The organism is Limnothrix sp. CMB-01, assembly GCF_055193175.1.
In genome coordinates this window covers 1,188,876-1,201,494 of the sequence record NZ_CM143720.1, presented here as the reverse complement: position 1 = coordinate 1,201,494, position 12,619 = coordinate 1,188,876, and the positions used below count along the sequence as shown (strand labels likewise).

11 protein-coding genes are annotated in these 12,619 nt (G+C 53.1%); 8 read left to right on the top strand and 3 right to left on the bottom strand.

Features of this window, described 5'->3' with window-relative positions:
- Positions 1-136 precede the first annotated feature (136 nt).
- Positions 137-1,339 carry a GNAT family N-acetyltransferase gene (locus ACZA91_RS05025; RefSeq protein ID WP_463185009.1) on the top strand — a complete coding sequence of 401 codons (1,203 nt, stop codon included), beginning with the start codon at positions 137-139 and terminating at the stop codon, positions 1,337-1,339.
- Between the two features lie 331 nt (positions 1,340-1,670).
- The gene (locus tag ACZA91_RS05020) at positions 1,671-1,922 is read left to right on the top strand and encodes a hypothetical protein (protein ID WP_099533502.1); all 252 of its coding nucleotides are present in this window, start codon (positions 1,671-1,673) and stop codon (positions 1,920-1,922) included.
- A 28-nt stretch (positions 1,923-1,950) separates the two neighbouring features.
- On the opposite strand, the gene prmA is transcribed toward ACZA91_RS05020, so the two are convergent.
- Positions 1,951-2,844: a 50S ribosomal protein L11 methyltransferase gene (prmA, locus tag ACZA91_RS05015; protein WP_190529207.1), complete on the bottom strand. Its 894-nt coding sequence runs from the start codon at positions 2,842-2,844 to the stop codon at positions 1,951-1,953.
- A gap of 182 nt (positions 2,845-3,026) precedes the next feature.
- Here prmA and ACZA91_RS05010 point away from each other — a divergent pair, with 182 nt between their 5' ends.
- The gene (locus ACZA91_RS05010) at positions 3,027-3,164 is read left to right on the top strand and encodes a hypothetical protein (protein ID WP_463185006.1); all 138 of its coding nucleotides are present in this window, start codon (positions 3,027-3,029) and stop codon (positions 3,162-3,164) included.
- 149 nt (positions 3,165-3,313) lie between these two features.
- Entirely contained in the window at positions 3,314-4,498 is a 1,185-nt protein-coding gene (locus ACZA91_RS05005) for an NAD(P)H-quinone oxidoreductase subunit H (protein WP_099533504.1), read from the top strand.
- Positions 4,499-4,621: 123 nt separating this feature from the next.
- Here ACZA91_RS05005 and ACZA91_RS05000 read toward each other — a convergent pair whose 3' ends face one another.
- Both ACZA91_RS05000 and ACZA91_RS04995 read right to left on the bottom strand, forming a co-directional pair.
- Entirely contained in the window at positions 4,622-5,248 is a 627-nt protein-coding gene (locus ACZA91_RS05000; protein WP_463185005.1) for a hypothetical protein, read from the bottom strand.
- 116 nt (positions 5,249-5,364) lie between these two features.
- The gene (locus ACZA91_RS04995) at positions 5,365-7,353 is read right to left on the bottom strand and encodes an AMP-dependent synthetase/ligase (protein WP_463185003.1); all 1,989 of its coding nucleotides are present in this window, start codon (positions 7,351-7,353) and stop codon (positions 5,365-5,367) included.
- A gap of 263 nt (positions 7,354-7,616) precedes the next feature.
- Here ACZA91_RS04995 and ACZA91_RS04990 point away from each other — a divergent pair, with 263 nt between their 5' ends.
- From ACZA91_RS04990 to hpsE, 4 genes are all read left to right on the top strand, one after another.
- Entirely contained in the window at positions 7,617-8,654 is a 1,038-nt protein-coding gene (locus ACZA91_RS04990; protein WP_190354507.1) for a methyltransferase domain-containing protein, read from the top strand.
- Positions 8,655-8,819: 165 nt separating this feature from the next.
- Positions 8,820-9,719 (top strand): phytanoyl-CoA dioxygenase family protein, encoded by a 900-nt coding sequence (locus ACZA91_RS04985; protein WP_190354508.1) that lies wholly within the window; start codon positions 8,820-8,822, stop codon positions 9,717-9,719.
- 93 nt (positions 9,720-9,812) lie between these two features.
- Complete coding sequence (locus ACZA91_RS04980) at positions 9,813-10,502, top strand: class I SAM-dependent methyltransferase (protein ID WP_143473030.1); 690 nt, start codon at positions 9,813-9,815, stop codon at positions 10,500-10,502.
- A gap of 129 nt (positions 10,503-10,631) precedes the next feature.
- Entirely contained in the window at positions 10,632-12,614 is a 1,983-nt protein-coding gene (hpsE, locus tag ACZA91_RS04975) for a hormogonium polysaccharide biosynthesis glycosyltransferase HpsE (protein ID WP_463185000.1), read from the top strand.
- The last annotated feature ends 5 nt before the right edge of the window (positions 12,615-12,619 follow it).

Sequence of the window (12,619 nt, the reverse complement as noted above, 5' to 3'; positions counted from 1 at the left end):
GTTTTGTCATTTGTCTCACTTGCCTTGAAAGCCTAGGGCGATCGCGCTAGGGTATCGAAAGCGCTGCCGTTGACCTATCAGCACCGATTGCGCATCATTTTGAACAGATCAGCCCCCCTCGATCGCCCTGTGAACCATGGCCCAAACCGCAACCACCGAACAAATTGCCTACGAACTTTCTTGGGTTAGTCGGATGGCGGATCTGAGTCCGCAGGAGTGGGATGCATTAGCCAAACCCCTAAAAACCCCCTTTTTGGAATGGGCTTGGTTGAATAATTTGGAAACATCGGGCAGCGCAATTCCGCAGGAAGGTTGGTTGCCATCCCACTTGGTTGTGCGCCGATCGGGAAAGTTGGTGGCCGCAGCTCCCCTCTATCTCAAGGGACACAGTTATGGCGAATTTGTGTTTGACCATCAATGGGCAGATTTGTCCTATCGCCTAGGGGTTGATTACTACCCCAAGCTGTTAGGAATGACCCCTTTTACGCCAGCGGAAGGCTATCGGTTTTTAATTGACCCCGCTGAAGATGAACGAGCGATCACCGAAATGATGCTGGGGGCGATCGATCATTTTTGTAACCGACATCATGTGTCCGGCTGTCATTTTCTATTTGTGGATCCCCAATGGCAACAACTTATGGAATCCTTAGGTGATTTCATTACCTGGAAACATCATAGCTATATTTGGACGAGCGATAACTATCAAACATTTGAAGATTATTTAGCTAGTTTTAATGCCAATCAGCGCCGCAATATCAAACGCGAGCGAAAATCCATGGTGAATAGTGGCTTGGAGTTCAAAACTTGGCAGGGGTCACAAATTCCCCATGGCTATTTTTCCAAGATTTATGATTTTTACAGCAGCACTTGCGAAAAATTTTGGGGCGGCAGCCAATATTTAACGCGCAAGTTTTTTGTGGATTTGGCCGATCAATTAGCCGATCGCGTGGTGTTGTTTACGGCCCATGCCCACGGTGACGATCGCCACCCGATCGCCCTCTCCTTTTGCATCACCAAGGGCGATCGGCTCTACGGTCGCTATTGGGGTTCCACGCGGGAAATTGACCATCTGCACTTCAATGCCTGTTATTACGAGCCGATCGATTGGGCGATCGCTCACGAAATTCAACTTTTTGACCCCGGCGCAGGGGGGCAACACAAACGGCGGCGCGGATTCCCGGCAACCCCCAACCACAGTCTGCACCGGCTTTATCACCCCCGGCTCGATCGGATTTTACGAACCTATATTGATGAAATTAACCAATACGAACAACAACAAATTGATGCCATCAACGCTGAGTTGCCCTTTAGCCAAGCTCAGCCAGAACTAAAACTCTAAATCAAGATTTCAGCAAATTTTTGAATCAAGACTTGAATCAAGACTTGAATCAAGGCTTTAAGCAAGTCTTTAAGCCGTTTTGCAGCAGAACCTTCACGCAGTTGTTAAACTGGCCTTCTACCTGAAGCGATCGTCCCGTTGCAGGGCATATTCAACAGTAAGGCTGTAGCAGCGGTGTTGCAGGGATCGGGCTGTGGTGTCAGGCCGAGCGATCCTGCGATTCAACGCTGAGCGCCGCAACCCATGAACATCGCAGCACAATCACCCCGATCGGCTGGTGTTGTTGAGTGAATTCAATTTCTGGCTACGATCCGCTGGAGTGCCCGTTTTTATGAAGCGTCTGATTCAAATCGCGAGCATGGTTTTGTTGGGGTCGATCGCGGTGGCCACCGTTGAAGATGTGGCCTCCGCCAGATCTGGAAACCTGGCCGGGCGCTGGTTCAACCAAATGGCCAGCCATTGGCAAGCGGGCAAACAACAATTGAGCCAAGTGGGCCAGGGCGATCGCCTCAGTTGTAACCTGGTTTCCGTGGGTCCCAAGCGCCAAATTACCCGACTTTGCGCAGCCCAAAGCCACCTATAATCCGTGATCAAATCTGCGATCAAATTCTTTACGATCGCCGCACATTAATACAGCACCATTCCTGACGCTTCCACAACGTGGCCACAATCCAACCACTTTGCTCCAACGTGTCAGAAATGGCCTTGGCTTGATCTAACAAAATGCCACTCAACACTCCCCAAGTCTTTTGATGGCTAATTTGTTCTAATTGCGGAATCAAATCCACAATCACCTCCGCCAAAATGTTGCAGAAAAAGCCATCCACTTTGCGATCGCCCAACATCTCTTGCAACTTCTCAAAAGATCCCTGCTCCAGATGAACCCGATCGGGCTGAATATGGTTCAGCGAAATATTTTCTTGGGTTGCCCGCAAACATAGGGGATCAATATCCACCGCGTAGGCAGTTTTGGCCCCCACCAACAACGCCCCGATCGCCAAAATTCCCGATCCACAACCAATGTCTGCAACGATCTGCTCCGTGGGCTTGCCGTCAAAGCGCATCTCCATCGATTCCATGCAGAGTTGCGTTGTGGGATGGGCCCCCGTGCCAAAGGCAACCCCCGGATCCAAACGCACCACTACCCGCTTACCCGCCTCCGGCACATCCAACCAAGCCGGACAAATCAAGAACTGATCGCCCACTTCTTGCGGCTGCCAATGTTCTTTCCAACTGCTCGACCAATCCTCTTCATCAATCAAATTCCATTTGACCGTTGGTTCAGGCAAATTGGCCAAAATGGCATCTTGGCGCAACCAAAGCGCCAGGGCAGAAAGATCTAAGAGTTGCGCCTGCTCTTGGGGCAAATAGGCGGAAATCAAACAATTCTTGCCTTTATATTGGCTAGAGGTGCCTCGGCAACCAAAATCTTGAGTTCGCCAATAAACGGTGTCTTCGAGTAATGGGTGGCAGCGAATGTTGATTTCCCACCAACTATTAGCCATGGATCAAGTCCTGAAGGGGCGCTGTTGAATTTCTGTCGCTTCATTGTCCCATGGCCCTTGCGATTCCTCAGGCATCAGGCATTAAACATTAACCAGAATTCATTAACCAGAATTGAGCAGAATCAAGATCCAGCAGGATTAATCAGCATGAACCAGAATTAAGCAGGATTGATGTAAGACCAATGACCGATGAGGATTCCAAAGAGGAGTCCAGCGGGGTGATGATGGGCAACTCACCCATAACTGCCATCGTAATTGCCATGACCGGCAACCGCGATTATGGGCGATCAAACAAAAAACAATCGATCGCTCCCCACTGATCCGCCAGTCCGCCGCAATTTCGGTTGATAATGGCAAGCGGTGTTCCATCGCCATCCACCGGTCGTGCGCCCAGCCACCGACTTGTTTAACGCGGCGATCGCCCACACGCGATGCCCAGTGCAACCACCAACGGAGACCGATCGATCCTATGACCCGGATTGAAACCAAAACCGAACCGATGGTCGTGAACATGGGCCCCCATCACCCGTCCATGCACGGCGTGTTGCGGCTCATCGTCACCCTCGACGGCGAAAACGTCATCGACTGCGAACCCGTCATTGGCTATCTCCATCGCGGCATGGAGAAAATCGCCGAAAACCGCACCAACATCATGTTCGTGCCCTACGTCAGTCGGTGGGACTACGCCGCCGGGATGTTCAACGAAGCAATCACGGTTAACGCTCCCGAAAAGCTCGCCGGCATTGAAGTGCCCCGCCGCGCCAGCTACATCCGCATGATCATGCTGGAGCTGAACCGAATCGCCAACCACCTGCTGTGGCTTGGCCCCTTCCTGGCCGATGTGGGTGCGCAAACCCCCTTCTTCTACATCTTCCGCGAACGGGAGATGATCTATGACCTGTGGGAAGCCGCCACGGGCGCACGCCTGATTAACAACAACTATTTCCGCATGGGCGGCGTGGCCGCTGACTTGCCCTACGGTTGGATCGACAAGTGCCGCGACTTCTGCAACTACTTCGCGCCCAAAATCGACGAATACGAAAAACTGATCACCAATAACCCGATTTTCCGCCGCCGCGTGGAAGGCATTGGCACGATCAGCCGCGAAGAAGCAATCAACTGGGGTCTCTCGGGCCCGATGCTGCGCGGTTCGGGTGTGAAGTGGGACTTGCGGAAAGTTGACCACTACGAGTGTTACGACGAACTGGATTGGGATGTGCAGTGGGAAACCGGCGGCGACTGCTTCGCTCGCTACCTGGTGCGGGTGCGGGAAATGCGCGAGTCGAACAAGATGCTCTTGCAAGCGCTGGATCAGATCCCGGGCGGCCCCTACGAAAACCTGGAAGCCCAACGGATGCTGGGCGGGCCAAAGTCCGAATGGAACGGCTTTGATTATCAATTCATTGGCAAGAAGCTGGCTCCCACGTTCAAGATTCCCAAGGGCGAACATTATGTGCGCCTCGAAAGCGGCAAGGGCGAACTGGGTGTGTTCATCGTGGGCGATGACAATGTGTTCCCCTGGCGCTTCAAGATCAAGGCTCCGGACTTCACCAATTTGCAAATCCTGCCGCACTTGCTGAAGGGCGTGAAGGTGGCGGACATCATGGCGATTCTGGGCAGCATCGACGTGATTATGGGATCAGTCGATCGCTAAATTTGCCAACCCATTTGCATTCCAATTGAATTCCAATTAAATTCTGAGCGAGGTCGTCCTTTGAGATGATCTCGCTTTTTTAATTGCCTTTATCAATGGCTTTTTTCAATAGCTTGATTGGTGCTACCACAGGCCGGGGATTGGCTCAGAAGAACCTCGACCCAGAACGATGAGCGATCGAATTTCAAATTCGTATTGGGTGCGATCGGCTCCGGGGCCAGTGCTGCGCCGCAACGTCCCCACGGCACTGTAAGACCGATCGAGGCTCCAGGCTTGATCCTCAAGTCGGGCACTTTCCCAACGAATGGTGCGATCGACCTGACCGCCCGGGCGCAAGGTTAGTTGTTCAACACCCGTACACCGCAAATTGCTAAGGGCTAGCCATTGAGACCCCGCTCGCAATCCGGCGGGCCCCTGGCAGCGATTGCAATCTCGCTGGTCACCGGGCTGGGCGCTGCTGGGAAAGGGACAGGCCATGCGGGTACAGCCGATCGCCCCTTGCGGATCCGGGCTGGGTTGCAAACGGCCCTGCACTTCAATGAGTCGATCGACCCACCGTTGCGGATTGGCTAACAGATCCGCGATCGGGACAAGCTCCACTCGCCGTTCCTTGACCTGAATCGGTTGTTTGGTTGAACCCGGCAGCACAGCCCGATCGCCCGCCAGAGCCGCGCCGCCGGTACAGAGCAGCACGGAGAGCAAAGCGGCCCGCCCAAGGCAATGTTTGAACAAGGCTGGATCCTGGAACATCAATCTGGTTTCTAAGCAATCTGGTTTCTAAGCAATCTGGTTTCTGAATCCTGCTTCAAGGGCGACCGCAACCCAAGGAATCGGCCCTTGGCCGAGGCTGCGATCGCCCTAGGGGGCTAGCTGTCAAACATGGTGGCAATCAGGTCTGCAAACCGCTCGAACACCACGTTTCGCCGCACTTTCATGGTTTGGGTTAACAGACCATTTTCGATCGACAGGGGTTCCGCCAAAAAACGAAAGGTGCTGATCCGTTCCTCGGCTTTGTAGCCGGGGCGATTTTTCACTTCCCGCGCCAACTCATCTCGAATCAAGGCCTGTACCCGATCGCTTTGGAGATCCACCGAATCAAGCCCCTGTTCTGCGGCCCAAGCGGCGATCGCCTCCTGGTTGGGCACAATCAAAGCCCCGAGCGTCTTTTGGTCTTGACCCACCAACACAACTTGGCTGATGTAGGGACTGCGAATACAGGCATCCTCGATCGGCTGGGGTTCAATATTTTCCCCATTGGTTAGGACGATCGTGTCCTTGGCCCGCCCGGTGATGGTGATGTCCCCGATCGGCGACAGCCAACCCAAATCTCCCGTATCAAACCAGCCTTCCGAGTCGATCGCCTTCGCCGTTGCCTCCGGCTTGCCAAAGTAACCCGCCATAATCTGTGGGCCCCGGGCCAGAATTAGGCCTTTGTCGCCCACCGGGAGCGGCTGGCGGGTTTCAAGATCAACCGCTCGCAGCTCCGTGGCCGGCAGCGGTAGCCCAGAAGTTCCCCGCAAATTTCGCCAGTTGCGCCGCACCGTCAGCACTGGGGAAGTCTCCGTCAGACCATAGCCCACCAGCACATTCACCCCCACAATTTCAAAGAACATTTCCAGGTGGGTTGCCAAGGAACCGCCGCCACTGATGGCATATTGCAGCTCGCCCCCGGTGGCCTGCCGAATTTTTTGATACACCAGTCGATCGCCCAAGCGGTGCAGCGGCCAATGGGCGATCGCCCGTGCCCCCGCCAACAATTTTTCCAAACCTGCCGCCGGTTTCGATCGCAACTCCAGCCCTTGCCAGCGGCGCTTGGCCCGCACGTAGCGCTCACTGAACCCCAAAAAGGTTTGGGCAATTTTTTGGGTACTGGCCGGTTGGGATTGGAATTGCTTTTGCACCCCTTCATAAATTGACTCCCAAAGACGCGGCACCGCCATCATGTATTGGGGCCGATGGGTTTTCAGATCGGCCTTGAGCTGGCGAATGTTGGTGTAAACCAAAACGCAACCTTGACAGAGCAAGTAATAGTCCCCAATCCGGCCAAAGGAGTGCCAAGTGGGCAGCAGGGTTAACACCCGATCGCCCGCTTGAGGAGCCACCACCGTCCGGAATGCACTGAGCTGATAGAGATAGTTCCCATGGGACAACATCACCCCTTTCGGTTGCCCCGTGGTTCCGGAGGTATAGATCAGCGTGGCTAGGGTTTTTGGATCCTGTTGGGGCGGTTGCCAGGGGTGAGTTTTCAGGCGATCGCGCCCCCGCTCCAGCAACGCCAAAAAATTCAAAAGCAACACATCATCCCCGATCGCGCCCGATCGTACCGGCTCCTCATCCGACAACAACACGATCGCCACCAAAGGCAAATCTCCCAGGCGATCGGCCAACCGATTCAGCGTCTTTTGATTCTCAACAATCAAGAGCCGCGCCTCACTGTCTGCCAGGATGTAGCGCAACTCCTCCGTTTCCGCCAAAGAACTCCGCACCGCATTGGCAAACCCCGCCGCCATCGTGCCCTGATCCGCCACAAACCACCGAGCACTATTGTCCGCAAACAGCGCAACCCGAGGCGGCACAACCAATCCCGCCTCCTCCCGCGCACTGGCATCCTCAGGACTCAGCAGCGTTTGCAGTCCCGCCGCAAACGTTTGCAGATATTCCAGCAGTTCCGCAAAATTCAGCTCCAGCGCTGGTGACGAGTGGCGATCGCGCAGGGCCGGCAACGTGCCAAAGCGTTGGGCCGCCCGCACCCACACCTGAGTCAAATTTTGTGCGCCCGAATAGTCCACGGCACGGCCCATCTGGGCCCGATCCTGGGGAAATAGCTCCGATTCGGCAAAGGCAGAAGCAATCATGGCAAAGGGGTGCTAAAACAGGCGATCAACAAAGCAACACAACCCTATCGGGTCATTTGCCGCTTCAGCAACTCCCCTCAGGCGATCAGGTCCATAAGAAAGAGCGTGAGTCCCATTATTCCTGATGCCTTGTTGCCCAGGTATTGTCTTTAAGATCATAAGGATCATATTTACTGAGCCAGCTCCCAGCAATCATGCTTATTGAAGATGGTGATATGATAGCGCCTAGTTTTTGACTAATCTTCAGAGTCGAGCAGTACCCTATGGCAGTCTATGAAACCGAGAATTGCATTATTGGAATCGACATCTCCTGGTCAGAGGGATTGTGGTATTGGGTCAGAGGGTGGGTTGTAGGAAAGGACAGTGCAGTTCATGAAATAAACCTAACTATGCCTCAGGCTGAGATTCATGAATTTTCCTGGCATAGTCGCAAGGACATTGCAAGCTCGTTGAAGCAGTATTCTCCACCTGAAAATTGTGGCTTCACTGCCTGTTTTAAGAAAAACCAGCCAGAGCGGTTCCAGCTTCAGTTAAAGAGTGATCGTGGCAACTATATTTGGCAAGTCCCTTACAGCCTAGACAAACCCAACCATAGAGACGAACTCCAGCCTCAAGAAGGAGAGCAAAATCTCTTTGACCAGTTTGTAAAAATTGTCAATGACAACCATTTAGATGTTCTAGAAATTGGTTCTCGGATTGTTTCACCAGGATCTCAAAGTCAGCGAATTCATTTTCAACAAGCAAAATCATATACAGGCTTTGATTACTACAAAGATGAAAATACAGACGTTGTTGGAGATGCTCACCGACTCGCAAGCTATTTTGGTGATCGAAAATTTGATGCCATTTTCTCAGGATCAGTTTTCGAACACTTGGCAATGCCTTGGCGGGTTGCGTTAGAGATTAACCGCCTACTGAAACCCGGTGGTATTACTTTCCATGCAACTCACCCAGCATGGCCTATCCATGAGATGCCATGGGATTTCTGGCGATTCTCTAGTGAAGGAATGAAAGCCCTTTTCTCTGAGGCAGTTGGCTTTAGAGTCCTCTCATGCTCTATGACTTCACCAGTACGAATGTATATGGAGAATCCACTAGAGTGCCTAGACCTCCCTCTGCACAGGGGTTATGCTGGTGTTGCAATTTTGGCACAAAAAATTCGAGATTTTGATGAAAATGTTTTTTGCTGGAATGCACCACTGACGGACGTGGTTGGCGAAAGTAGCCACTACCCTGAACCTCAGAAAAATCAGTCCACTAACCAGTCACAAGCCACAAGCCACAAGCCTGTAATCTTCTAGCTTGATCGAGCTGCATAACTCATTTTTGCTAATGAATGTTATGACTGTTCTAAAACTCACCGTAATCAGACTGAATGAAGAAATCTTCACGATTTCGAACTATGCACGCTTTAAGTGATATACACTGAGCGTGTCGACTGCTGACCTACACTTAAGACTTCTTTCATGAAATATAGTCTCAGCCAGTTCACAGATGTTGTACCCGACTCAGAGCGCCCTCCGCTCGATCGCGTCGTTGCCCCTCCTAATTTGACTCCTGACCAAGAATATTGGCGCAAATATGGCTACCTCATCATTGAAAATCTCATTCCTCACGATCTGATTGATCGATATTGTGAGCGCTTCACTCAAGAAATTCTAGGAGTCAACAAAATCGGCTACTTCAGTCCTACTCCTTACTTGGAAGTAGATGAGATCAAAGATCTTTGCTTGTACCCACCTCTATTACATAAGCTTCAGGAATTAATTGGCTATGAAATGGCCATGCACCTGAACTTGACCAACTGGAAGTCAACTGAGCGAAATTGGCATCAAGATGACTATTTAAACCCTGTAGGAGTCAATGCTCACTATGCAGGAGTTTGGTTTGCGCTCGATTACATCCATCCAGATGCCGGGCCTTTTGAGTTTGTGCCCGGTTCTCATCGCTGGGAAGTTTGTCGTAGAGAAAGAATTCTAGCAGCGCTGCCGCCTGATCTACGGGATGATCCAGCTTGGCCTTCCCATTCTGAAAAAATTCTCACTCCTCTTTACGAGGAAGAAATACCCCGCAAGGGCATTAAACCTGTGACTTGGTGTGGGAAAAAAGGAGATGTTCTGATCTGGCATGGATGGCTGTTACATCGCGGAAGCTATCCAAAAGACTCGGAAATTCTTCGCCCAACTATTATTACGCATTACTCTAGCATCCAGCATCGGCCAGACATGCCCTACACTGCCGAGCACAAGTATCATGACCAGCCAGGGAAATATTTCGTGTTTGAGCGCCCTTCTGAAGCAGAGTTAACAGCAGAGCGAACAAAATCTAGAGAAATGGAGAGAATGTTCGGAAAGTCATCATGTTGACAGCGTTTTGAATTACTACTCAATTTGGGTTTCTGTGCTCGACTGTATCCAGACCATTTCAACATTAGTAAATCCTTTTGCTGCGTCTTAATCATGATGACTCAAGTGGGGTTAACCTCAAGAAAATTAAGTCCGTTTAGAGTGGATCTAGGCTGCGGCAGTTGCAAACGGGAAGGAACGATTGGGGTTGATATCACTCGACAACCAGGTGTTGATTATGTTCTTAACTTAACCGTTGACAGCATTCCTCTTCCTGACAGTAGCGTTAACTACGTCTATTCATCACATTTTCTTCAAAATATTCAAGATGATGACTGGACTAGACATCTCTTTCCTGAAATTAGTCGCATCTGCATTTCAGGTGCACAATTAGAGATCTGGACTCCATACAACTGGTCTAATTCCGCATCCTTAATTGGGCATCGACAATATATCAACGAGGATCACTACCTACACCTCTGCGTTGCTCATTACTCATTTTGGGAAGCGACGCTCAAGGCGCGTTGGTTGTTGCGGGAAATTTGCTATGTGATTCCAACCGATGTGTTGGTTGATTTGCATCGTCATGGCGTGTCTTTGGATTTTGCGCTGCGCTATTTCAAAGGCATTGTTCAGGAAATTGGGGTTTTTATCGAAGTGCAGCACGACTATGATGGGCCGCCGGTTGAGCCAAAGCGGACTTTTGCCATCACCCGCGATTCTGAGCACTACCCTGTGAAACCCGATCGGGGCCCGGCGGAGTGGTCGGATGTGGAAGCGGCCATTCATGCTTTTCGGGGCTAGGCGCTGGATTGACCCCTAGATACGGTGGTGCGGCCGATCGCCAATTGCAGGTTAATGGGCCATTTTCCGGATGTTCGAGTTCAGTCCATGGCCAAATGTATTGAATTGAGAACTTCCTAATCCAATTCTGTGCTGACTGTTGCGATTCCGACCTATAACGGGGCCGATCGCCTGCCGATCGTTCTGGAGGCGTTGTTGGCCCAGGTGGAAACCCAGGCGATCGACTGGGAAATTTGGGTGATTGACAACAATAGCGACGATCGCACCCGAGAGGTGGTGGCCGCCTTCCAAGCTCGATCGCCTCGAATTCATCGGGATCAAGAGCCACAACAGGGCGCGGCCTTTGCCCGGCAGCGGGCGATCGTGCGATCGGGTGCGGCTTGGGTGGCTTTTTTGGATGATGACACCGTGCCGGATCCCGATTGGGTGGCTCGGGTGTGGCAGTTTGCCCAGGGTGATTGGGTCGATCGAAACCTGGTGGGGGCTTTTGGAGGGCGCATCCTACCGGTTTTGGAGGGGCCGGAGCCGGTGGGATTTGCACGGATTCGATCGCTCTTTGCCATTGTCGATCGGGGCGATCGGCCGTTTGTGTATGAGCCAGGGCGCGGCCTGTTGCCGCCTTCGGCGGGGTTGGTGGTGCGTCGGGCCGCTTGGCTGGCGGCCGTGCCACCTCAGTTAATTTTGGGCGGGCGAACGGGCAACACCTGGCTCACTTCCGAAGATCTGGAAGCGCTGGTCTATCTCCAACGAGCGGGCTACTCTGTGGCCTATTGCCCCAGCTTACGCCTCAGTCATCGGCTGCCGGTAACTCGCTTCACGGCCGATTATCTCCGCTCTTTTGCTCAGGGAATTGGCTGGAGTCGCTATGTGGTGCGGCTGTTGCGGGTGGATCGATCGCGCCGATTCCTGATCCCGTGGTTCTATGGTTTGTCGGATTTGCGTCGGTTGTTGCGCTGGTGGCTGCAACATCCGGGGGGTTGGCGATCGCGAGATCCGGTGTTGGTTTGCGAGCGATCGCTCCTGGTCAGCACCCTAACCAGTCCTTGGGTGATGGGTCGCTGGTTTCGCGATCGAGAGCAACGGGGCGATCGCCAAGTCATTGCCCGTGCGACCCAACGGGCGGCCGGCTCGTCGCAGCCCTTGACTTCCCAAATTGCGATCGCGATTCCGATTTACAACGGAGCCGATCGACTGCCTGCCCTGTTTGATCGGCTCCAAGCTCTGGAGATTCCGCCCGGTTTGCGGTGGGAAATTTGGGCGATCGACAACAACAGCAGTGACGACACGATCGCCCAACTGCGCCAAATTCAACAAACTTGGAACCGCTGCCCTTTACATATCAGCCAAGAACCACGCCAGGGAGCCGCCTTTGCCCGACAACGGGCCGTGCGGTTGACGGCGGCCCCTTGGGTGGCCTTTTTGGATGATGACAACTGGCCGGAACCGGACTGGCTACGGGAGGCGATCGCCTTTGCGGAGGCTCATCCTCAAGTCGGGGCTTTTGGGGGCAAGGTCTTGGGAGCCTACGCGATCGACCCGCCGCCGGCCCTGCGTGACTTGGAAGGTTATTTAGCCATTCGTAGCTATCCTGAGTTTGCCGATCGCCCCGGCCCCTTCCTGGCCCAGCAGTTGCGCCTCCCGCCCGCTGCGGCGTTGATTGTCAATCGAGCTGCTTGGTTGGCCACCGTGCCCCCGGAACCCCAATTAAGCGGGAAATTAGCCGGCCGCTTCGTGCAGGGGGATGATTATGAACCCTTGCTGTATCTGGCGCGGGCGGGCTGGGAAATTTGGTTTGCACCCCGCCTAAAAACCCATCACCAAATTCCCGCTTGGCGACTCGATCGCGCTTATCTCATTCGCCTAGCGCGGGCCTGTGGGTTGGCGACCTTTGCCCTCAAACGGATCATTACCCCCCCGATCGCCTGGCCCGGGTTGGCGCTGCGAATCATGGTTGCCAATGGCTACAAAGCGCTGAAGTTGCGATCCTTGCGCCAAGATGCCGATCCCTCGATCGCGCTGACTGCCACGGTGCGCCAAGCTTTTTTCTGGGGTTGCGCCCTCAGTCCCTTGGCGCAATTCCGATTGCCTGGGGGTCGGAAGCCTAAGACCTAGGAGCG

Coding starts and splice junctions, on each gene's coding strand:
- ACZA91_RS04980 (WP_143473030.1), top strand. CDS start 9,813: ATGATGACTCAAGTGGGGTTAACCTCAAGAAAATTAAGTCCGTTTAGA.
- prmA (WP_190529207.1), bottom strand. CDS start 2,844: ATGGCTAATAGTTGGTGGGAAATCAACATTCGCTGCCACCCATTACTC.
- ACZA91_RS05005 (WP_099533504.1), top strand. CDS start 3,314: ATGACCCGGATTGAAACCAAAACCGAACCGATGGTCGTGAACATGGGC.
- ACZA91_RS04995 (WP_463185003.1), bottom strand. CDS start 7,353: ATGATTGCTTCTGCCTTTGCCGAATCGGAGCTATTTCCCCAGGATCGG.
- ACZA91_RS04990 (WP_190354507.1), top strand. CDS start 7,617: ATGGCAGTCTATGAAACCGAGAATTGCATTATTGGAATCGACATCTCC.
- ACZA91_RS04985 (WP_190354508.1), top strand. CDS start 8,820: ATGAAATATAGTCTCAGCCAGTTCACAGATGTTGTACCCGACTCAGAG.
- ACZA91_RS05025 (WP_463185009.1), top strand. CDS start 137: ATGGCCCAAACCGCAACCACCGAACAAATTGCCTACGAACTTTCTTGG.
- ACZA91_RS05020 (WP_099533502.1), top strand. CDS start 1,671: ATGAAGCGTCTGATTCAAATCGCGAGCATGGTTTTGTTGGGGTCGATC.
- ACZA91_RS05010 (WP_463185006.1), top strand. CDS start 3,027: ATGACCGATGAGGATTCCAAAGAGGAGTCCAGCGGGGTGATGATGGGC.
- ACZA91_RS05000 (WP_463185005.1), bottom strand. CDS start 5,248: ATGTTCCAGGATCCAGCCTTGTTCAAACATTGCCTTGGGCGGGCCGCT.